The organism is Streptomyces sp. RLA012, assembly GCF_056270325.1.
In genome coordinates this window covers 1,895,517-1,916,599 of the sequence record NZ_JBWDPA010000002.1, presented here as the reverse complement: position 1 = coordinate 1,916,599, position 21,083 = coordinate 1,895,517, and the positions used below count along the sequence as shown (strand labels likewise).

Sequence of the window (21,083 nt, the reverse complement as noted above, 5' to 3'; positions counted from 1 at the left end):
ATCGCGTTGACAGGCTCCGGGGGAGGTCAGTTCCGCCAGTAGCCGTTGGCCGCGGCGATCGTCTGGAACTCCAGCGCCACCACCTGTGCCGCGTGGATCAGGCTGTCCGGAAGGGTGGAGTAGTTGGGGCGTCCGCCCTTGAGGACGTCCAGGTCGGGCTGGATGGTGTGAATGGTGTGCCGCGCCATCTCGACGGCCAGGGCGCGGCCCTCTTCCGGCGTCTTGGTGAGGAGGGAGCCGCCGGGGACCAGGATCAGGCCTTCTTCGGGTACGCGATTCATGGCGGCAGTTTCGCCGGTGCGTTCGTGCCGGTACGGGCCGCGACACACACGGCTCGGCCGGGCGGGTGAGACGGACGTTTGGTTGACGGCTCAAGTGGGATGACCTAGAGTAAAACTTGAAGGTTCAAGTTTAAAGCCGTGTGTCCCGTGGGTCGTCGTGCCGCAGTTCCGGGGCGCCCTCACTCACGTAAGGACCGGCATGAACTCCCTCCTCGATCCCGAGGTGCCCGCCGGAGCGTACGACCGGTTCCTGATCGACGCGTTGCCACGAGCCCGCGCCCAGCGCGCCTGGACGCCCGCGGACGGACCCCTTCCCGCGCTGTACGTCAGCCACGGGGCGCCCCCGCTCTTCGACGACGGACCCTGGCTGGGCGAACTGTTCGAGTGGGCCCAGTCCCTGCCGAAGCCGAAGAGCGTCCTGATCGTCTCCGCGCACTGGGAGGCGGCGCCGCTGTGCCTGTCCGCCCCGGCGGCGCACACCCCCCTGGTGTACGACTTCGGCGGCTTCCACCCGCGGTACTACACGATGACGTACGACACCCCCGACGCGACCGCCCTCGCGCACCGGGTGGCCGGGACCATGCCGGACGGCGAGTCGCTGTACCAGCACCCCTCCCGAGGCCTCGACCACGGCGCCTGGGTGCCGTTGATGGCCATGTACCCGCTGGGTGACATCCCGGTGCTGCAGCTCGGCATGCCCACCCACGACCCCGGCCGGCTCCTCGAACTCGGCGCCCGGCTGGGCCCGTTGCGGGAGGAGGGCGTCCTGGTGATCGGCTCGGGGTTCATGACGCACGGGCTGCCGTTCCTCACCCGCGAGATGCTCACCAAGGGCGAAGTGCCGGGCTGGTCCTCGGACTTCGACGCCTGGGTCGCCGACGCGCTCGCCCGCGGCGACGTGGACGAACTCGCCGCGTTCCGGACCCGGGCGCCCGGGATGCCGTACGCCCATCCCACGGTCGACCACTACATCCCGCTCTTCGTCACGCTGGGCGCCGGCCCGCGCGCCGACCGGGCGGTGCGCACCACCGTCGAGGGCTACATGATGGGCTTTTCCAAGCGATCCTTCCAGACCGCGGTGTGACCTCCCGTACCCTTCCGTACCCTCCCGTACCCTCACAAACCCCCTCCACCTCAACGGAGTCGAGATATGACCGAGCGTGCCGACCAGACCATCGACGCCCTGCGCAGCGGGCACGACTACCTGGCCACCGTGGTGCACGGGCTCGCCACCGCCGACCTCACCCGGCGGTCCGGGGCGTCGGACTGGGACGTGTCCCAGGTCCTCAGCCACCTGGGCAGCGGCGCCGAGATCGGCCTGGCCTCGCTGGAGGGTGCGCTGAACGGCAGCGGGCCCAAGGACGGCGACTTCAACAAGTCGGTGTGGGCGCGCTGGGACGCGATGACCCCCGTCGAGCGCGCCGAGGGCTTCGTGACCGCCAACGAGGCACTGGTACGCGGCTACGAGGCGCTCGACGCGGGGGCCCGCGGAGAACTCCGGGTCGATCTCGGCTTCCTGCCGGCGCCCGTGGACGTCGCGACGGTGGCGGGCCTGCGGCTCGGCGAATTCACCCACCACACCTGGGACGTGGAGGTGGCCTTCGACCGCACGGCGGCCCTGGCACCCGCCGCGGTCGAACCGCTCCTCGACCAGGCCGGCCTGCTCATAGGCTTCCTCGGCAAGGCCGACGCCCTCGGTGGACGCCACGCCCGCCTCGCGGTCCGCACCATCTCCCCGCCGCGCTCCTTCGGACTCGACCTGGGCGACGCGGTGGCCCTCACCGACGAACCGGCCGAGCCCGACGCCGTCCTGAGCGCACCCGCCGAGTGGTGGCTGCGCCTCGTCACCGGCCGCCACGCCGCCGCCCACACCCCGGCCGGGGTGACCCTCAGGGGCGACACCCTCACGCTGGACGACCTGCGGCGGGTCTTCCCCGGCTTCTGACCCGCCGTGCTGTACGGGCGCCCTGTACGGGCAAGCTGTACAGGCGGGCTTGTACAGGCGGGCCGGGTCACCGCCTGCGCCCGGGCTACTTGCTCAGCCCCTCGGGGGTCACTTCACCCTCCAGGGGCGTCCCGGGGTCCGCGCCGGGCTCCGGTACGGGTGGCAACAAGTCGTGCAGCGCCTCGTACCGCTGTGCGCAGGCCGTCTGGGCGATGGCCTGCGAGACGGCGTCGGCCAGCGGACCCGTGGACTCGCGCAACAGGCGGCGCGCCTTGTCGGTGAGGGCCACCTCGATGCCGCGCCGGTCCCCGCACGCCGAGCGCCTGGTGATCAGGCCCGCGTGCTGCAGGCAGGCCACCTGATACGTCAGCCGTGTCTTGGGGCGGCCGAGCAACTCCGCGATCCTTGTCATCCGCAGGCTGGAGCCGGGCTGGTCGGCCAGCAGGCACAGCACCAGGAACTCGTCGTGCGTGACATCGAGGCTGTCCTTGACGCGGGCACGCAACTGCTGCTCGATCGCCCCGGCCGCCGCCAGCAGGCGCATCCAGGCCCGCAGCGGGGCGGGCAGCAGCTCGCCGTCGCCCGTCGGCTCATGTTCGGGCAGATCAGCGGGGGTGGATGAGTCGGCCATGGTGTCACAGTCTACCGGTTGTCCAAATTTGAAGAACCGGCTAGCGTGGGGTCATCCAAATTTGGATGATCGACGTTGTCCCCGTAGTCCCCGGGTGCCGCGCGCTTCCCTGTGTCGCACCTTCGTGCGTCGTAACACCGTGGGTCGTCTCACCGCTGTGCACCGCTCGTAACCGTCTGGAGAACACTCATGACCGTCGCTGTCGAAACCGGCCTGTGGCAGCTCGACTCCGCCCGTACCACCGTCGCGATCAAGCACAAGACGATGTGGGGCATGGTCACCGTGAAGGGCACCTTCACCGGCGTCACCGGAGAGGGCGAGGTACAGCCCGACGGGACCGCCAGTGGCACCATCACCATCGATGTCGCGTCCCTGGACACCAAGAACGCCAAGCGGGACAAGCACCTCCGTTCCGCCGACCTCTTCGACGCGGACCGGCACCCCACGATCACCTTCGCCGCCCGTAACGCCGCTCCCGGCGCGGACGACACCGTCGAGATCGGCGGACAGCTGACCGTGCGCGGTATCAGCCGGCCGCAGCCCGTCACCGGCCGGGTGACCGAGGCGAGCGCCGACACCGTCACCCTCACCGCGGAGTTCACCGTGGACCGCGACCAGTTCGACATGGGCTGGAACCAGATGGGGATGCTCCGCGGCCTGACCACCGTCATCGGCACGCTCGTCTTCACCCGCGCCAAGGCCTGAGCCGGCCCGCCGCCAGCGCGGCGGCAGACAGCGCTCGTCCGGCTCCACGGTCCGCCGGATGCGGCGGCCGATGCCGCGCAGCTGCAGCTCTCCTCGTCGGTCGGCCAGTGCGGCTGCGGCGGTGTTCCCCTGTGCGCGGCGATCCCCGCCGGGATCCCGGGGACGTCCGGCTGACCGGCTGACCGGCTTACCGGTTGTCCCCGGGAGGGCGCGGAAGAGTGCGGAAGAGTGCGGATCAGTTCGGCAGGGTTCGGCAAGGCCTCCGTCGCACCGTGGTGCGGAAGGCCGGGTGGGTGCCGAGTCGACGTACGTAGTCCTGGAGATGCCGGTACGGGAAGAGGGCGTCCGGCGCGTCGAGTTGGGTGAGGGCCACCCAGAGGTCGACGTCCGCGGCCGTCAGCTCGTCGCCCAACGCGTAGGTCCGCGAGGCGAGTTGCCGGTCCAGTGACTCAAGTGCCGCCGCCCGCGTCTCCGGCCGCGCGGCCGAGGTGACGTCCCGGTCGAGACGGTCACGGAAGGCGTCGATGTCCGCGGCGAGCGCCGGTGGGTGCAGCCGGGGGAGACGGGCGTCGTCGCGGCACGGCAGCAGCCCGGCGAGGTCGTGCAGGATGTCGGGCGTGTGGTTGCTCACGATACGTCCGCTCCAGCGGTCGCACAGCGCGGGCACGGTGAGCGGACCGTCGTAGTGGTGCCAGGTGGCCTCGTACGCGCCGCGCAGTGCGGCGAACGAGTCGGAGGCCCCGGTTGTCTCGCCTGTCTCCGTTGTCTCTCCTGCCCCCGCCGTCTCGGCTGTCTTGGTGGGGAGCTCCAGCAGTGTCGTGGCGACCGACTCCTGCAGACCCAGCAGATCGAGGGTGATCGAGACGCGCAGCGAGCAGGGACAGCCCTCGGAGAGGTACAGCTGATAACGGTGCGGCGCCGGGTAGAACCCGCCGGCCAGGCCCACGCCGATCCGGCTGTGGACGCGGTGCGGGCGAGCCGGTGCGGCGGCGCCCCGCAGGCCCGCGCCAACCACCCCCGGAACGCGCGTGGTTGACGTACACGTGCCGGAGGTACCTGCGGTCGAACTGAGCGAAACTGTCTCGGGCATGACTCTCCTGGGAACGACGAAGCCCCGGCCACCTCGTGGGCGACAGCGAACGAAGAGGACGAAGGGGGCGAGGGGAGGCGAGGGGAGTGACTGCGCTGACGTACGGAGGGACCGGTCCGGATCGTGAGACACGACGGACCGGACGGATCTAGTACGCGCTGGAGACCCGCTGCAGATCGATATGCAGACGCCTCGTCAGACCGTTCGTGCCCTTCCCGGTCATTCCCACCGCTCCCATGTCCGGGGCTCGCGAGAAGCGAGACCACGCTTGCCCCGCCGCTCCGGCGGGACCCGGTCGTCACCCGGGGCACCCCGTCGCGGTGGAAGGGTTGCCTGTCAGCGGGCCGGGGCCGATAACCGCGTCGTACGGGAAATCCCGTGCGACGGGCGCTGACGATCGTGACCGTCCTCGTCAGTCTCCGTGCGGTGCGTGTAGGCGTCAAGAAGGCCTGTGCGCGGTCTCACGACGTGGTCATTCGGGCCGGTGAGCGTTGACAAGCACCAGGGGCCATGCCTAACTTACGCCGCATTGGACCGGAACGACTCCGGTGCACGTGAGGCCCCACGGGGCGGAATGGTGACGGTGACCGCGATGTACGCAGCCGAGGGGACGACCGCTCCGCGGTGTCACGGCTGCCCCGGCGCCGCACTGTGTTGTACCAACCGCCGCGCCCGCTGTCTCTGTCAGGCCTGACCGCTTCCGCCTGCGAGGCATCGAGCCTCCGAACGGCCGAATCTCCGAACGGCCGAAACTCCTCCACGAACCGCGACCGAACCGCGACCGAACCTCGGACGTTCACCGTCTGAGGCGGGGACGTTCGACGTCCGAACCTCTGGCCGTCACCGTCGCTCCGGCACGCCGTCGAGGAGATTCCCCCTCCGTACCCGCCGTATCTCCGTATCTCCGTACCTCCTGACATCCGTCTGTCCCCGCGCGCACTGTCGTCGTCGTCCGGGCCGCGGCGGGGTGTCCGCATTCGTTGGAGCCCTCCATGAGTGAATCCCTGGGCTCCGCCGTGCCGTTGAGCACGGCGGAGCCTCGACCGGCGGTGGCGCAGCGCGTACTGCCGCTGCGCCACCCGGGCCGCTGGATCGCCTCGGCGATCGTGCTGGTCGTGGTCGCCCAGATCGTCCACGGGCTGGCGACCAACCCCTTCTTCCAGTGGGACCGCTTCCCGTACTGGTTCCTGCGGCCGACGATCCTCGACGGGTTGCTCATCACCCTCGAAGTGACCGCCTACAGCGCCCTGTTGGGGCTGCTCGGCGGCATCCTGCTCGCCCTGGGCAGGCTCTCCGGGAGTCCGGTCCTGCGCGCGGTGAGCTGGGTGTACATCTGGCTGTTCCGCTCGGTGCCGCTCATCGTCGTACTCCTCTTCCTGTACAACTTCAGCGCGCTCTACCAGACGCTGAGCCTCGGCGTCCCGTTCGGCCCCGCCTTCTTCACCTTCGACGAGTCCCGGCTCGCCACCGACATGGTGGTCGCGGTCGTCGGACTGAGCCTCAACGAGGCGGCGTACGCGGCCGAAGTGGTGCGCGGCGGGATCCTCTCCGTCGACCAGGGCCAGCACGAGGCGGCCTCGGCGCTCGGGCTGCCGAAGGGCTATCAGTTCACGAGGATCGTGTTCCCGCAGGCGCTGCGCTCCATCACCCCGAACTACGTCAACCAGCTGATCGGCCTGATCAAGGGCACGTCGCTGGTCTTCTACGTCTCGTTGCTCGACCTCTTCGGCTCGGTGCAGAGCATGGGCAGCACCTACTCCGGCGACATCGTGCCGCTGCTGCTGGTCGCCACCGTCTGGTACCTGATTCTCACGAGTGTCGTCTCCGTCATCCAGTTCTACGTCGAGCGGTACTACTCGCGGGGCGCCCTGCGCACCCTCCCGCCGACCCCTTTGCAGAAGGTCCGCTCGGGTCTCCGTGACCTGCGGGCCCGGGTCCGCGAGGAGGCGGCGTCATGACGAACGAGACCTTGGACATACGTCCGGCCGCGGTCGAGGTCCACGACGTGCACAAGTGGTACGGGACCCAACGCGTCCTGAACGGCGTGGAGTTGACCGTACGTCCGGGAGAGGTCACCGTCGTCCTCGGACCGTCCGGGTCCGGCAAGTCCACGCTCCTCAGGGTGATCAACCATCTGGAGAAGCCCGAGATCGGCCATGTCAGCCTGAACGGCGAGCCGATCGGCGTCCGCCGGCACGGCAAGCGCAGCGAGATGGGGGTCCCCCCGGCCGAAGGCTGGGGGAGGCTCAAGGAGCTGAGCGAGCGGGCCATCCGGGTCCAGCGCAGCCGCATCGGCTTCGTGTTCCAGAACTTCAACCTGTTCCCGCATCTGACGGTGCTCGACAACGTCGCGGCGGCGCCGGTGGCCACCGGCAGGCTGGGCAAGCCCGAGGCCCAGGAGCTGGCACGCACCCTGCTGCGCCGGGTGGGACTCGCCGACAAGGCCGCCGCCTATCCCCGTCAGCTGTCGGGCGGGCAGCAGCAGCGGGTGGCGATCGCCCGCGCCCTCGCGCTACGGCCCGGCGTCATCCTCTTCGACGAGCCCACCTCCGCCCTCGACCCCGAGCTGGTCGGCGAGGTACTGGCCGTCATCAAGGACCTCGCCACCAGTGGTACCACCCTCCTCATCGTCACCCACGAGATCGGCTTCGCCCGTGAGGTCGCCGACCGGATCGTCTTCCTCGACGAGGGCCGGATCGTCGAACAGGGCCCGCCCGCCGAGGTGTTGGACCACCCGAAGCACGAACGGACCAGGGACTTCCTGAGCAAGGTCCTCTGAGCCCCCTCCCGTACAGCCCACCGCCACAGCCACCGTCACCGCTATCTCCATCACTGCCACCGCCAACGTGCCCATCGCCATCGCCATCCCCATACACCGAACAAGGACAGCCATGCGCACCCTCACCCTCCGCAGCAGACTCCTCCGTGGCCTCACCGTGTCCACCGCCGTCGCCACCCTCGCCACCGGGCTCGCCGCGTGCGGGGGCGAGAGCGACGCGGCCACCACCTCCGGCAGCGCCGCGGTCGGCACCGTCACCGTGGGCGCGCTCTCCAACGGCGCCGCCCAGCAGACCGACCTCAAGGTGTCCGAGGTCAAGTCCATCAGCGCCGAACTGCCCAAGTCGGTGGCGAAGAGCGGCACGTTGGTCGTAGGGGTCGGCGCCCTGCCCGCCGGTTCTCCGCCGCTGGCGTACGTGGGCCAGGACCAGAAGACCCTCACCGGCGCCGAACCCGACCTCGGCAGGCTGGTCGCCGCGGTCCTCGGGCTGAAGCCGGAGGTGAAGAACTCCACCTGGGAGAACCTGTTCGTCGGCATCGACAGTGGCAAGGTCGACGTCGCCTTCTCGAACGTCACCGACACCGAGGAGCGCAAGAAGAAGTACGAGTTCGCCTCCTACCGGCAGGACAACCTCGGCTTCGAGGTGCTGAAGAAGAGCACCTGGAACTTCGACGGCGACTACCGGAGCCTGGCCGGCCAGACCGTGTCCGTGGGCGCCGGCACCAACCAGGAGAAGCTGCTGCTGGAGTGGAAGGCCAAGCTGGCGAAGGAGGGCAAGAAGCTCACCGTCAAGTACTTCCAGGACAACAACAGCGTCTACCTCGCGCTGTCCAGCGGGAAGATCGACGCCTACTTCGGGCCCAACCCCGGTATCGCCTACCACATCACCCAGGTCGCCAAGACGCCCAACCCGACGCGCAACGCGGGCAAGTTCTCCGGCGCGGGAGCGACGCTCCAGGGTCTCATCGCGGCCACCGCGAAGAAGGACAGCGGGCTGGCCAAGCCGGTCGCGGACGCGATCAACCACCTGATCGAGAACGGCCAGTACGCGAAGTGGCTCGCCGCCTGGAACCTCTCCAACGAGGCCGTCGGCACCTCCCTGGTCAACCCGCCCGGCCTGCCGCTCGACAACTCCTGACCGCCTCGGGGGACCAGATCCGTTCCCGGACATCCGAACCGCTCCCCGGAGGCCCGACGCCACCATGTCCACCTTCGCCCGACCCAACCCGCAGCAGAGCCCGGCAGCGCCGCATCTCCTGGACAACCCCGCGTGGGCCGCGCTGACCGGCCCGCACGCCTCCTTCGCCGAGCGCGTCGGACGCGCCGCCCGCTACCCCCTGGACGTCTCCCCGTTCACCGCCCTCGCCGACCCGGCCGACCCACGCGCCTGGGACGACCTGGCCACGCTCGTCGGCCCCGGCACCGTCACACCCGTGACCGGGGTGCGGTCGGCCCCGGACGGATGGGAAACCGTGCAGCACGGCCAGGGCGTACAACTGGTCGACACCGCGCTGCACGCCCGGCCCGCCCCCGAGGCGGTGCGGCTCGGACCGGACGACGTCCCCGAGATCCTGGACCTGATCGCCCTGACCGAACCGGGTCCCTTCCTGCCCCGCACGGTGGAACTCGGCACCTACCTCGGCATCCGGCACGGCGGTCGTCTGATCGCCATGGCGGGCGAACGATTGCGCCTACCCGGCTGGACGGAGATCAGCGCCGTCTGCACCGCCCCGGACCACCGCGGCAAGGGCCTGGCCACCCGGCTGGTCCGCGCGGTCGCGGCCGGCATCAGGGAGCGCGGAGACACGCCCTTCCTGCACGCCTCCGCCACCAACACCGGCGCGATCCGGCTCTACGAGTCGATCGGCTTCACCCTGCGCCGCCACTCGCAGTTCCTGCTGGTCCGAACTCCGGGCGCGCAGCAGGAACAGACGGCGTAGACAGGCCGTTGTGTTGAACGGATACATGATGTCGGCGCGGCCCCGGGCCCGCCGGGACGCAAGGGCGGAGGTGACGGACGTGCGCACAGGGTCCGATCTCCGCGTCATGGTGCTCGCCCCGCGCCGCCGCGTTCATCTCCACTCCCGGCCGCACATCGATCTGCAGCGCGTGGCCGGCGCGCTCTGTCGTCCCTGACCTGTCACCCCGCCGCCGCGCCCTCCCTGCCGAGGGCCGCGCTCTCGTACGGTCGATCAGGAAGGCCCCCTTTCGTGTCCCCATCATCTTCATCCTCATCTTCACCCTCACCCTCGCTGTCCGCTTCCTCACCTTTGGCTCCTTCGTCCCCCCTTCTGCACCTCGCCGTCGCGCTCGACGGCGCCGGCTGGCACCCGGCCGCCTGGCGTGAGCCGGTGGCCCGACCCCGCGATCTGCTCACCGCCGCGTACTGGACGGACCTGATCAGCGAGGCCGAGCGCGGTCTGCTCGACTTCGTGACCATCGAGGACGCCCTCGGACCGCAGTCCTCACGCCCCACCGAGCCGGACGGCCGCACCGACCAGGTGCGCGGCCGACTGGACGCCGTCCTCATCGCCGCCCGGGTCGCCCCGCTGACCAGCCACATAGGCCTGGTCCCGACCGTGGTGGCCACGCACACCGAGCCGTTCCACATCTCCAAGGCGATCGCGACCCTCGACTACGTGAGCACGGGACGTGCGGGCGTACGGGTGCAGGTGTCGGCGCGCCCGCACGACGCCGCGCACTTCGGCCGCCGTACGTTCCCGCCGTTGCGGATCGAGGTCCTGGGCAGCCCGGCCCTGCGGGAGCTGATCGTGGATCTCTTCGACGAGGCCGCGGACTACGTGGAAGTGGTGCGCCGGCTCTGGGACAGCTGGGAGGACGGCGCGGAGATCCGGGACGTCGCCACCGGCCGCTTCGTCGACCGCGACAAACTGCACTACATCGACTTCGAGGGCAAGCACTTCAGCGTCAAGGGCCCCTCGATCACCCCCCGCCCACCGCAGGGCCAGCCGCTCGTCAGCGCCCTGGCCCACGAGACGGCGACGGGTGCCCCGTTCCGGCTGCTGGGCCGCTCCACCGACGTCGGGTACATCACCCCGCACAACACCGAGCAGGCACATGCCATCGCCGCCGCGGTCCGCGCGGAGCAGACCGCGGCGGGGCGTGCCGACCAACCCCTGCACCTCTTCGGCGACCTGGTGGTGTTCCTGGACGACGACCCGGCCGCCGCCGTGGCCCGCCGTGAGCGTCTCGACGCCCTCGCCGGCTATCCGTACACCAGCGACGCGCGGATCTTCACCGGCACACCCGTACAACTGGCGGACCTCCTGCAGGAGTTGGGCTCGGCCGGACTGACGGGCTTCCGGCTGCGTCCCGCCGTCGTCGGGCACGACCTGCCCGCGATCACCAGGGGCCTCGTGCCCGAACTCCAGCGCCGCGGCGCCTTCCGGCAGTCGTACGAGGCAGACACCCTGCGTGGGCTGCTCGGACTCTCCCGCCCCGCCAACCGCTACGCCGCCACCGCCTGAGCCGGAGGGATCCCACTCATGAGCAGCACAGCACAGGACAAGCCCCTCAAGCAGATCCACCTCGCGGCCCACTTCCCCGGCGTCAACAACACCACCGTGTGGAGCGACCCCGAGGCCGGCAGCCATATCGAGTTCAGCTCCTTCGCCCGCTTCGCGCGCACCGCCGAACGCGCCAAGTTCGACTTCCTGTTCCTCGCCGAAGGACTGCGGCTGCGCGAACAGGGCGGCAAGATCTACGACCTGGACGTCGTCGGACGCCCCGACACCTTCACGATCCTCACCGCGCTCGCCGCCGTCACCGAACACCTCGGCCTGACCGGCACCATCAACTCCACCTTCAACGAGCCCTACGAGGTGGCGCGCCAGTTCGCCAGCCTCGACCACCTCTCCGGCGGCCGCGCCGCCTGGAACGTGGTCACCTCCTGGGACGCCTTCACCGGCGAGAACTTCCGCCGCGGCGGCTTCCTCCCGCAGGAGGAGCGCTACTCCCGGGCCAAGGAGTTCCTGACCACCGCGGGTGAGCTCTTCGACTCCTGGCGCGGGGACGAGATCGTCGCCGACCAGCGGACCGGCACCTTCCTGCGCGACGCGAAGGCCGGAGCCTTTGTGCACCAGGGCCAACACTTCGACATCCAGGGGCAGTTCAACGTCCCGCGCAGTCCGCAGGGACGCCCGGTCATCTTCCAGGCGGGGGACTCCGAGGAGGGACGGGAGTTCGCCGCCTCCACCGCCGACGCGATCTTCAGCCGGTACGCCACCCTCAAGGAGGGCCAGGCGTTCTACACGGACGTCAAGGGCCGTCTCGCCCGGTACGGCCGTTCGCGTGACCAGCTGCTGATCCTGCCCGCCGCCACCTTCGTCCTCGGCGACACGGACGCCGAGGCGGAGGAACTGTCCCGCGAGGTGCGCCGTCAGCAGGTCAGCGGGGCCACCGCCATCAAGCACCTGGAGTTCGTCTGGAACCGTGACCTGTCCGCGTACGACCCCGACGGCCCGCTCCCCGACATCGACCCGGACCTCGGCGAACACACCATCGCCCGTGGCCGCGCCCAGGTCAGGATGTACCGCGACCCGCTGGCCACCGCCCGCGAATGGCGCGAGCTCGCGGCGGCGAACAAGTGGTCCATCCGCGACCTCGTCATCGAGACCGGCAACCGCCAGGCGTTCGTCGGCTCCCCGGCCACCGTCGCCGAGACCATCAACGCCTTCGTGCAGGCCGACGCCAGCGACGGCTTCATCCTCGTCCCGCACATCACCCCCGGCGGCCTCGACAGCTTCGCCGACACCGTGGTCCCGCTGCTCCAGGAGCGCGGTGTCTTCCGCACCGAGTACGAGGGCACCACCCTGCGCGACCACCTCGGCCTGGCCCACCCCGACGCAGACGTTTCGGCGGACCGGGTCGCCTCGTGAAGTTCCTCGCCATCACACTGATCGTGCATGCCCCGCACCCGGTGACCGGGGCGCGGAAGTCCACCCACGACCGCTTCCGCGAGGTGACCGACAACGCGCTGCTCGCCGAGGAGCTGGGCTTCGACGGCTTCGGCGTGGGGGAGCGGCACGAGCGGCCCTTCATCTCCTCCTCGCCACCCGTCGTCCTCAGCCACCTCGCCGCGCTCACCTCCCGGATCCGGCTGTTCACGGCGGTGACCACGCTCAGCCTGCTCGACCCGGTGCGCGCGTACGAGGACTACGCGACCCTGGACCAGCTCTCCGACGGTCGTCTGGAGCTGATCATCGGCAAGGGCAACGGCGCGGCCCAGCGTGAGCTGTTCCGCGTCACGCCCGAGGACCAGTGGGACCGCAACGCCGAGAGCTATGACGTGTTCCGGCAGCTCTGGCGGCAGGACAGGGTGACCGCGTCGACGCGCTTCCGCCCGGAGCTGAAGGACGCGGAGGTGTGGCCGAGGCCGCTGCAGCAGCCGGTCCGGGTCTGGCACGGCAGCGCGACGAGCGAGGAGTCCGTGGACCTCGCCGCCCGCCACGGCGATCCGCTCTTCTCCGCGAACGTCACCAACCCCGTCGAGCCGTACGCCGAGTTGGTCCGTCACTACCGTGAGCGCTGGGAGTACTACGGTCACGACCCGGCGGACATCGCGGTGGGCGCGGGGACGGCGGGCATCCATGTGGCCCGTACGTCGCAGGAGGCGCTCACCGCCTACCGGCCCGTGTTCGAGGGGAACCTGGCGTTCCAGCGGAGCCTGGGCCTGGAGCCGGTCTTCGCCACGCTGGAGGACTTCGTCGAGCGCAGTTCGGCACTCGTGGGCAGCCCGCAGCAGATCGTCGAGAAGGTGCGCCGCTACCACGAGCAACTCGGGCACACGGTGCTTCATCTGCACGCGGACGCCGGTGGTCTGACGGAACGTCAGCATCATGACTCGCTTGCGTTGTTCCAGTCGGACGTCGCTCCGGTGCTGCGTCGGGAGATCCCCGATCCGCCGTTCGCCTGGGGGCCGGTGCTCGCACCGCCCGAGTCCGGTCCCCGGTCCGAGTCCCTGGCCGGTCCCCGGTCCGAGTCCCTGGCCGGTCCCCGGTCCGAGTCCCTGGCCGGTCCCCGGTCCGAGTCCCTGGCCGGTCCCCGGTCCGAGTCCCTGGCCGGTCCCCGGTCCGAGTCCCTGGCCGGTCCCCGGTCCGAGTCCCTGGCCGAGCCTCTGTCCGTCCCCCGTGACCGCTTCCCTCGTGACCGCTGAGGAGCCACGTTCCATGTCCGACATCCCTCTCGGCGTCCTCGACCTCGTCCCGGTCTCCTCCGGTTCCACCGCCGCCGAGGCCCTGCGCAACTCCATCGACCTGGCCCGGCAGACGGAGCGGTTCGGGTACGCCCGCTACTGGTTCGCCGAACACCACCTCAACCCGGGGGTCGCCGGCACCTCACCGGCGGTGGTCCTCGCCCTGACCGCCTCCGCCACCTCCACGATCCGGCTCGGCTCCGGCGCTGTGCAGCTGGGGCACCGCACCGCGCTCTCCACGGTCGAGGAGTTCGGCCTGATCGACGCCCTGCATCCCGGCCGCCTCGACCTGGGTCTCGGCCGCTCCGGCGGGGGACCGCAGGGACGGCCCACCGCTCCGCCGGCGACCGCGACCCCCGTCGTCGACGGCCGTGCGCCCAACGGTCTGCGCATCCCGCCCCGGTTCTCCTTCGCGCAGCTGCTCGGCTCACCCCGTGTCGCCCTCCAGCGCACGCTGCTCCAACAGCCGCACGCCGAGTCCCAGGACTACGGCGAGCAGATCGACGACATCCTCGCGCTGCTCGCCGGGACGTACCGGTCGGCGGAGGGCGTCGAGGCGCATGTCGTCCCGGGCGAGGGCGCCGACGTACAGGTGTGGATCCTCGGCAGCAGCGGCGGGCAGAGCGCCGAGGTCGCCGGCCGCAACGGCCTGCGGTTCGCGGCGAACTACCACGTCAGTCCGGCGACGGTACTGGAGGCGGCGGAGGGCTACCGTGCCGCCTTCCGGCCGTCCGACGTACTGGACAAGCCGTATGTCAGCGTGTCCGCGGACGTGGTCGTCGCCGAGGACGACGAGACCGCGCGCGAACTCGCCACCGGCTACGGCCTCTGGGTGCGCAGCATCCGCACGGCCGAGGGCGCGATCGCGTTCCCGACGCCCAAGGAGGCCGCTGCCCATGTCTGGAGCGAAGAGGACCGGGCACTGGTCGCGGACCGGGTGGAGACGCAGTTCGTGGGTTCTCCGGCTCGCGTCGCCGACCGGCTGGAACAGCTCCAGGAGGCCACCGGCGCCGACGAGTTGCTGATCACGACCATCACCCACGGCCATGCGGACCGGGTGCGCTCGTACGAACTCCTGGCGGAGGAATGGCGCCGCAGGTGACGAGGCGAAGAGCGACAAGGCGAAGAGCGACGGGGTGACGGCGACGGGGTGACGGCGACGGGGCGACGGGGCGACGGCGATGGGGGATCAGCTGACGTCGAGATAGTCGCGAAGCGCCTCGGAGCGGGAGGGGTGGCGCAGCTTGGACATCGTCTTGGACTCGATCTGACGGATGCGCTCGCGCGTCACCCCGTACACCTGGCCGATCTCCTCCAGGGTCCTGGCCTGCCCGTCGATGAGGCCGTAGCGCAGGGAGATGATCCCCGCCTCGCGCGCGGTCATGTTCGCCAGGACGGCCTGGATGGCGTCCTTGAGGAGGAGGAAGGTGACCATGTCCGCGGGGGAGATGGTCTCGCTGTCCTCCAGCACGTCGCCGAGTTCGGTGCCGCCGTCCTCGCCGAGCGGGGTGTGGAGTGAGACCGGTTCCTTGGTGTAGCCCTGGATCTCGGTGATCTTCTCCACGGAGACATCCAATTTGTCCGCCAGTTGCTCCGCCGTGGGATCGGACCCCGTGTCCTGGAGTATCTCCCGGCGGACCTTGGCCATTCTGTTGATGACCTCCACCATGTGCACGGGAATGCGGATGGTCCGGCTCTGGTCGGCCAGGGCCCGTGAAATCGCCTGCCGGATCCACCAGGTCGCGTAGGTGGAGAACTTGAATCCCTTGGCGTAGTCGAATTTCTCCACGGCGCGGATCAGGCCCGTATTGCCCTCCTGGATCAGATCCAGGAACAGCATTCCCCGCCGGCTGTACCTCTTGGCTATGGAGACGACCAGACGCAGATTCGCTTCGACGAGATGGGATTTCGCCTGGTACCCGTCCGTGGCGAGGGTCTCCAGCTCCCACCGGAATTCCGGGCCGAGGTCCGGCTCCTCCGCGAGCCTCCGCTCGGCGTACAGGCCCGCCTCGATCCGCTTCGCCAGCTCCACTTCCTTCTGGGCGTCGAGCAGGGGGACCCGGGCGATCTGCTTGAGGTAGTCGCGTACCTGATCGACCGTGGCGCCGCCGGAGGTGAGCTGTGGGCTGGGCGCGTCGTTGTCCTCCTCCAGGTACGCGGCGGGTAGCGGCGACTCCTGTTCCCACGTCTGGGTGTCGGTCTCCATGGCGCTCAACTCCTCTCCAGAAGCGGTCGGAGGAACTGCCCGGTGTGGGACCGAGGCGGGGCCGCCACCTGTTCGGGGGTGTCCTCGGCGACGACGACCGTGGTGCCGTGGTCGACGAGCTTGGGAACCTGGTCAGCAGGTGGCGGACGCCGTCGACGTGCAGGCCGGTGGTCGGCTCGTCGAGGACGTAGGCGGTTCTGCCTTGGTGCGTTTTTGCGGTTCGGAGCGTCCTGAGGTGCCGGAGATGATCGCGTGTTCCGCGAAGAGGTCCAGGCTGTCCCCAATGGTCATGCCCAGGTTGTCGGCGATGGACTTGTCCTTGAAGTGTACGTCGAGGGTCTTGCGGTTGTACCGAGCTCTGTGACACACCTCGCACGGCACGTGGACGTCCGCGAGCCCGGGACATCGGAGACATCGGAGATATCCGAGAGGCATCCGGGAGGCATCCGGGAGGCATCCGGGAGACATCCGAGACATCCGAGACGTCCAGCAGGAAGCGCGTCTCCGCCTCGACCGTGCTGCCGGGGTCCGGTGCGTGCCGGACCGCGCGTCTGCGGACTGATCCGCCGGGCAGGCCCTAGCGGTGGGCGAGGCCGTCGATCATCAGAGCGAGGGTGAAGTCGAACCGGTCGTGGCTCTCGCCGGCGGTGAGCTCGGCCGCGTGGCGGGTGGTGTGGGGGAAGGTCTCGGCAGGCAGCGCGGTCAGCCGGCGCCGGAGCTCGTCGGTGTCGACGACCCACTCCGCCTCGTCGTGGACCTTGCGCTGCTTCAGGACGGAGATCTCCAGGCAGTAGGCGGCCACGTACAGCAAGAGGGCGTCGATGGCCCAGGCGGCGGCCTGCGGGGCGACGCCGCCGGTGAGCAGGATCGCCAGCATTCCTTCGCTGACGCGCAGGGTCTCCAGGTCGGTGGGGGCCATGGCGAGCGCGGCGCGGGAGATTCCGGGGTATTTCAGGTACTGGTCGCGCACCTGGGTGCACACTGCGCGGATCTGCTCCCGCCAGACCGCGGGGTCGGGCTCGGGCAGTACGAGTCCGGCGCACAACCGTCCGATGAGCAGCTCGTCGAGGTCGGCCTTGTTGACCACGTGGGCGTAGAGCGAGGCGGGTCCGGTGTCGAGCGCGCCGGCCAGCCGACGCATGGTCAGCGCCTCGTAGCCCTCTGTGGCGATGACGCCCAGCGCGATGTCGACGACCTGCTCCACGGTGATCGGGGCCTTGCGGCGGCGCGGCCTGGGGTCGGCTCCGGCCTCGGGGTTCGGTGGCTGGTGGCGCGCCGCGCGTCGCTCTCTCGGGTTCACCCGACCACTATAACTTGACACGAACGCTGTTCGTTTGTAGAACACTGTTCGTGAACATGAATGCGAACCAGGACGTGGACGTGACCGTGGTCGGAGCCGGGCCGGTGGGCCTCGTGCTCGCCGCGGAGCTGGCGCTCTCCGGGGCGACGGTGCAGATACTCGAACGACGGGCCGAGCCGGACGAGGCGATGAAGGCGCAGTCGATCAACATGCCGACGGCCGAGGCACTCGACCGCCGCGGCCTGCTGCCCGCCGCCGAGGCGGTGCAGCGGAACATACTTGAGCGGGTGGGATCGTTCGCCCGCATGGTCGCCGCCCGGCCGCCCGGCGAGGGCCGGCGAGCGCCCGGCTCGCGGCTCACCGGGCATTTCGCGGGAATGGTCCTCGACGCCGACCTCGTGGACTGGTCCGATCCCGACCTCGCCGCGCACACCGCGGCCGACGGAGCGCGGTTGGTGCCGCAGCGTGAGCTGGAGGCGCTGCTCGCCGAGCACGTCGCGCGACTCGGCGTACCGGTGCGTCGCGGAGTGGAGGTCACCGCGCTGGAAGACACCGGCGACGGCGTGCTCGTCGGCACTACCGCCGGCACGGTGCGCACCGGGTGGCTGGTCGGGTGCGACGGCGGGCACAGCACCGTGCGCCGCCTCGCGGGCATCGACTTCCCCGGCACCGACCCCGAACTCACCGGGTACCAGGCGGTCGTCGACATCGCCGACCCGGAGAAGCTCGTGAACGGATGGGCGTGGTCGTCCGAGGGGGCGTACCGCTACGGGCCACAGCCCGGGCGGGTGGCCACCGTCGAGTTCGGCGAGGCTCCCACCGACCTTCCCCACGCTCGGCTTCTCCCCCACTCTCGGCTTCGCTCGAGCGGGGGGACCCCCATGCGCGGGGGGACCCCCATGGCGCCGGTCACCCTCGATGAGCTGCAGACCAGCCTGCGCCGGGTCTCGGGCACCGACGTCACGCTGACCGCACTGCGCGCCACCCCGACCCGCTGGACCGACAACACCCGCCAGGCCGCCACCTATCGCTCGGGGCGGGTCCTGCTGGCCGGCGACGCCGCGCACGTCCACCCGCCGTTCGGCGGTCAGGGTCTCAACCTCGGGGCCGGCGACGCGATGAACCTCGGCTGGAAGCTCGGCGCCGTGATCGCCGGGTGGGCACCCGAAGGGCTGCTCGACACCTACGACGCCGAGCGGCGCCCCACCGGCGCCTGGGTGATGGACTGGACGCGGGCCCAGATCGCGGTGCTGCGCGGGGACGCCAAGTCGGCCGCGCTGCGGGGGATCGTCGCCGATCTGCTGAGCACCCGGGACGGCACGACATACGCGGTCAAGAAGATCTCCGGCGTCACGCAGCGCATCGACCTGCCCGGCGACCATCCGCTGGTCGGCCGGTTCGTCCCCGACCTGTGGCTGAGGGACGGCTCCCGTCTTGCCGACCATGGTCACGGCGGCGGGTTCCTGCTGCTCGACCGCACTCCGGACGGCACGTTCGCCCACCTCGCCGTTGCCTGGGCCGGGCGAGTGAGCAGCGTGACCGACGACCACGCGACGCCGACCGGGGTGTTGGTACGCCCCGACGGGGTGGTCGCCTGGGCCTCCGACACGACCGACATCGCCGCCGTCACCGGCCTCGAAGCCGCCCTGCACCGATGGACCGGCGCGCCGTCGTCCTCACCCGAGCACAAGCGGGTGGGCTGAACCCCTGCTCGCGTCGACCTCGACCGATGTACTGCGGGACGACGTCGATGATCCGGGTGACGCCGAAACGGTCGGTCGGCTTGCCGTAGAGGGGAGAACACGGCGGGGGCAGAGGGATTCCTCGATGGTCCTCGACGTTCACCCGACCTGTTCGTGGTTGGTGAAGAGGTCGATGAGGCTGTGCGGGGCGTTGTCGTCGAAGCACAGCTTTTGGTTCCGGGCAGCCTCGGTGGCGGCGGCGGCGCTCCGTGGGAACAGGGCTTCCTCGTACGTGGTGAGCGCGGCCTCGATGTCGTGCGGGTGCGCGGCGACGGCCTTGCCGAGTTCGGCGCCGTCGTACATGGCGAGGTTGGCGCCCTCGCCGGCGAACGGTGACATCAGGTGGGCGGCGTCGCCGAGCAGCGTCACTCCGGGCACGCGGTCCCACCGGTGTGCGATCGGCAGGGCGTTGACGGTCCGCGGGACCGGAGCGGTCTCACCATCGGTGATCAGCGCCGTGAGCGCCGGGGCCCAGCCGTCGAACTCCTCGGCGACCCGGGCCGTGGCCGCGCCCGCGTCGGTGAAGTCGATGGCGTCGATCCACTCCTGCGGCTTGTCGAGCGCCACGTAGGTGTGCAGGACGCCGCCGGGCTCCCGGTGGGCGAGGATCCCCTTCCCGGGTGCGAGTGCGAAGAGCGCGCCGCCGCCGACCGCCTGTGCGCCGGCCGGGTGGCGGGTGTCGCTGTGGAACAGGTATGTCTCGATGAAGGACATGCCGACGTACTCGGGCTTCGCGTCGGACAGCAGCGGACGGACCCGCGACCACGCCCCGTCCGCGCCGACCAGCAGACCGGTCTCCACGGTCGCCCCGTCCACGAACGTCACTTCGTGCCGGCCGCCGCCGAGCGAGCGGAACGCGGTGGCTCTGTGCCCCCACTTGATCGTGTCGGCAGGCAGCGAGTCGAGCAGAACGCGGCGCAGGTCGCCGCGGTGGACCTCCGGACGCCCGCCGGTGCCGTCGTCGGGTTCGTCGAGGAGCACGGTTCCGTCCTTGTCGAGCACGCGCGACGCTTCACCGCCTTTGTGGACGAGGCCGAGGAACTCCTCGAACAGGTCGGCGGCCTTGAGGGCGAGCTGCCCGTTGTAGTCGTGGATGTCGAGCATGCCGCCCTGTGCGCGGGCGGTCGGCGAGGGCTCCGCCTCGTAGATCGTCGCCCGGATGCCGTGGACGTGCAGGACGCGGGCCAGGGTGAGTCCGCCGAGCCCGGCGCCGATGATCGTGACGTCAGTGGTCATGGTGGTTCCTTGCGTGTGGCACGCCTGCCGGGCGGGCACCCGGCAGGTCATCTCTGGAATGCTGTTCCAACGCCAGACTGGAGCGGCGTTCCAGGGATGTCAAGCTGGAACAATGTTCCAGGCGTGTGTCAGGATGTATGCATGGCAACCAGGACGCGTCGTCAAGAGCGACGAGAGGAACCGCTCTCCCGGGAGCGCATCGTCGAGGCCGCGATCGCGCTGCTCGACACAGCGGGCGAGGGCGGACTCACCTTCCGCCTGCTGGCCGAGCGCCTCGCCACCGGTCCCGGTGCGATCTACTGGCATGTCACGGGCAAGGACGAACTCCTCAGTGCCGCCACCGACGCCGTCGTCGCCGGCACCATGACCGCCGGCACCGCCGATACGACGCCGCAGGAGGCGATCCGCACCCTCGCGCTCGGCGTGTTCGACGCGATCGACGACCACCCGTGGGTCGGCACCCAACTCGCCCGCGCCCCGGGGCAGTCGCCGATGCTGCGGGTCTTCGAACACATCGGGCGCCAGGTCCAAGCGCTCGGAGTACCCAACACCGCCCAGTTCACCGCCGCGTCCGCGCTACTGAACTACATTCTCGGAGTGGGCGGACAGAACGCGGCCAACGCCCGCGCGCACCAGCCGGACACCAGTCGGACCGAGTTCCTCACCACTGTCTCGGCCGTATGGGCAAACCTCGATCCCGACGAGTACGCGTTCACCCGTAACGTCGCGGACCAACTACGCGATCACGACGACCGAACAGAGTTCCTCGCCGGCATCGACCTCATCCTCACCGGAATCACCACCGGAATCACCGCCCGTCAAAGGCCGACCGACCCGGCGCCGTCGTAGCCGGCCCCTCGCGGTCTCGGGACCCCGGCTCATGGACGGGTACATCGCCTGGAGCGAACTGCTCCAGCGCCGGATGTCGCCTCTTCGCCGGTGCACCGCCGGCGG

General features: G+C 70.3%; 19 protein-coding genes, 3 pseudogenes and 1 riboswitch. Of the genes and pseudogenes, 14 read left to right on the top strand and 8 right to left on the bottom strand.

Annotated elements, in window-relative coordinates; all coding sequences use genetic code 11:
• Positions 1-26: 26 nt before the first annotated feature.
• A complete protein-coding gene (locus tag RV986_RS09075; RefSeq protein ID WP_475916897.1) occupies positions 27-281 on the bottom strand; it encodes a hexameric tyrosine-coordinated heme protein in 255 nt (84 codons plus the stop codon).
• A gap of 199 nt (positions 282-480) precedes the next feature.
• Between RV986_RS09075 and RV986_RS09070 the strand changes: the two genes are divergently transcribed.
• Both RV986_RS09070 and RV986_RS09065 read left to right on the top strand, forming a co-directional pair.
• Positions 481-1,365 (top strand): dioxygenase family protein, encoded by an 885-nt coding sequence (locus tag RV986_RS09070; protein WP_475916896.1) that lies wholly within the window; start codon positions 481-483, stop codon positions 1,363-1,365.
• Positions 1,366-1,431: 66 nt separating this feature from the next.
• Complete coding sequence (locus tag RV986_RS09065) at positions 1,432-2,226, top strand: maleylpyruvate isomerase family mycothiol-dependent enzyme (RefSeq protein WP_475916895.1); 795 nt, start codon at positions 1,432-1,434, stop codon at positions 2,224-2,226.
• Between the two features lie 85 nt (positions 2,227-2,311).
• Here RV986_RS09065 and RV986_RS09060 read toward each other — a convergent pair whose 3' ends face one another.
• Positions 2,312-2,857 carry a MarR family winged helix-turn-helix transcriptional regulator gene (locus RV986_RS09060; RefSeq protein WP_475916894.1) on the bottom strand — a complete coding sequence of 182 codons (546 nt, stop codon included), beginning with the start codon at positions 2,855-2,857 and terminating at the stop codon, positions 2,312-2,314.
• Positions 2,858-3,046: 189 nt separating this feature from the next.
• Here RV986_RS09060 and RV986_RS09055 point away from each other — a divergent pair, with 189 nt between their 5' ends.
• Positions 3,047-3,562, top strand: a complete 516-nt coding sequence (locus tag RV986_RS09055; RefSeq protein ID WP_475916893.1) for a YceI family protein — start codon at positions 3,047-3,049, stop codon at positions 3,560-3,562.
• Between the two features lie 235 nt (positions 3,563-3,797).
• Here the strand turns inward: RV986_RS09055 and RV986_RS09050 are convergent, their stop codons facing one another.
• Entirely contained in the window at positions 3,798-4,577 is a 780-nt protein-coding gene (locus tag RV986_RS09050) for a glutathione S-transferase C-terminal domain-containing protein (RefSeq protein ID WP_475916892.1), read from the bottom strand.
• Positions 4,578-4,800: 223 nt separating this feature from the next.
• Complete coding sequence (locus RV986_RS09045; protein WP_475924224.1) at positions 4,801-4,875, bottom strand: putative leader peptide; 75 nt, start codon at positions 4,873-4,875, stop codon at positions 4,801-4,803.
• A 36-nt stretch (positions 4,876-4,911) separates the two neighbouring features.
• Positions 4,912-5,057: riboswitch (SAM riboswitch) on the bottom strand.
• A gap of 587 nt (positions 5,058-5,644) precedes the next feature.
• On the opposite strand from RV986_RS09045, the gene RV986_RS09040 reads away from it, so the two are divergent.
• From RV986_RS09040 to RV986_RS09000, 9 genes and pseudogenes are all read left to right on the top strand, one after another.
• A complete protein-coding gene (locus RV986_RS09040; RefSeq protein WP_475916891.1) occupies positions 5,645-6,610 on the top strand; it encodes an amino acid ABC transporter permease in 966 nt (321 codons plus the stop codon).
• Entirely contained in the window at positions 6,607-7,431 is an 825-nt protein-coding gene (locus tag RV986_RS09035) for an amino acid ABC transporter ATP-binding protein (protein ID WP_475916890.1), read from the top strand. The genes RV986_RS09040 and RV986_RS09035 overlap by 4 nt, the downstream gene beginning before the upstream one ends.
• A 112-nt stretch (positions 7,432-7,543) precedes the next feature.
• Entirely contained in the window at positions 7,544-8,569 is a 1,026-nt protein-coding gene (locus tag RV986_RS09030) for an ABC transporter substrate-binding protein (RefSeq protein ID WP_475916889.1), read from the top strand.
• Between the two features lie 64 nt (positions 8,570-8,633).
• Positions 8,634-9,371, top strand: a complete 738-nt coding sequence (locus RV986_RS09025) for a GNAT family N-acetyltransferase (protein ID WP_475916888.1) — start codon at positions 8,634-8,636, stop codon at positions 9,369-9,371.
• Between the two features lie 25 nt (positions 9,372-9,396).
• Complete coding sequence (locus RV986_RS09020; protein ID WP_475924223.1) at positions 9,397-9,567, top strand: putative leader peptide; 171 nt, start codon at positions 9,397-9,399, stop codon at positions 9,565-9,567.
• Positions 9,568-9,701: 134 nt separating this feature from the next.
• Positions 9,702-10,919 carry an LLM class flavin-dependent oxidoreductase gene (locus tag RV986_RS09015; protein ID WP_475916887.1) on the top strand — a complete coding sequence of 406 codons (1,218 nt, stop codon included), beginning with the start codon at positions 9,702-9,704 and terminating at the stop codon, positions 10,917-10,919.
• An 18-nt stretch (positions 10,920-10,937) separates the two neighbouring features.
• Entirely contained in the window at positions 10,938-12,329 is a 1,392-nt protein-coding gene (locus RV986_RS09010; protein ID WP_475916886.1) for an NtaA/DmoA family FMN-dependent monooxygenase, read from the top strand.
• Positions 12,326-13,387, top strand: a pseudogene (locus RV986_RS09005) (LLM class flavin-dependent oxidoreductase); the annotation flags it as partial. The gene RV986_RS09010 and the pseudogene RV986_RS09005, both read left to right, overlap by 4 nt.
• 232 nt (positions 13,388-13,619) lie before the next feature.
• Positions 13,620-14,747, top strand: a complete 1,128-nt coding sequence (locus RV986_RS09000; RefSeq protein ID WP_475916885.1) for an MsnO8 family LLM class oxidoreductase — start codon at positions 13,620-13,622, stop codon at positions 14,745-14,747.
• An 87-nt stretch (positions 14,748-14,834) separates the two neighbouring features.
• On the opposite strand, the pseudogene RV986_RS08995 reads toward RV986_RS09000, so the two are convergent.
• From RV986_RS08995 to RV986_RS08985, 3 genes and pseudogenes are all read right to left on the bottom strand, one after another.
• Positions 14,835-15,872, bottom strand: a pseudogene (locus tag RV986_RS08995) (RNA polymerase sigma factor); the annotation flags it as partial.
• Positions 15,857-16,268, bottom strand: a pseudogene (locus tag RV986_RS08990) (excinuclease ABC subunit UvrA); the annotation flags it as partial. The pseudogenes RV986_RS08990 and RV986_RS08995, both read right to left, overlap by 16 nt.
• Positions 16,269-16,428: 160 nt before the next feature.
• Entirely contained in the window at positions 16,429-17,151 is a 723-nt protein-coding gene (locus RV986_RS08985; RefSeq protein ID WP_475916884.1) for a TetR/AcrR family transcriptional regulator, read from the bottom strand.
• A gap of 56 nt (positions 17,152-17,207) precedes the next feature.
• Between RV986_RS08985 and RV986_RS08980 the strand changes: the two genes are divergently transcribed.
• Entirely contained in the window at positions 17,208-18,854 is a 1,647-nt protein-coding gene (locus RV986_RS08980) for an FAD-dependent oxidoreductase (RefSeq protein ID WP_475916883.1), read from the top strand.
• A gap of 138 nt (positions 18,855-18,992) precedes the next feature.
• On the opposite strand, the gene RV986_RS08975 is transcribed toward RV986_RS08980, so the two are convergent.
• On the bottom strand, positions 18,993-20,129 hold the full coding sequence (locus tag RV986_RS08975; protein WP_475916882.1) for an FAD-dependent oxidoreductase: 1,137 nt from the start codon (positions 20,127-20,129) through the stop codon (positions 18,993-18,995).
• A 141-nt stretch (positions 20,130-20,270) separates the two neighbouring features.
• Here RV986_RS08975 and RV986_RS08970 point away from each other — a divergent pair, with 141 nt between their 5' ends.
• Complete coding sequence (locus RV986_RS08970) at positions 20,271-20,978, top strand: TetR family transcriptional regulator (RefSeq protein WP_475916881.1); 708 nt, start codon at positions 20,271-20,273, stop codon at positions 20,976-20,978.
• Positions 20,979-21,083 lie beyond the last annotated feature (105 nt).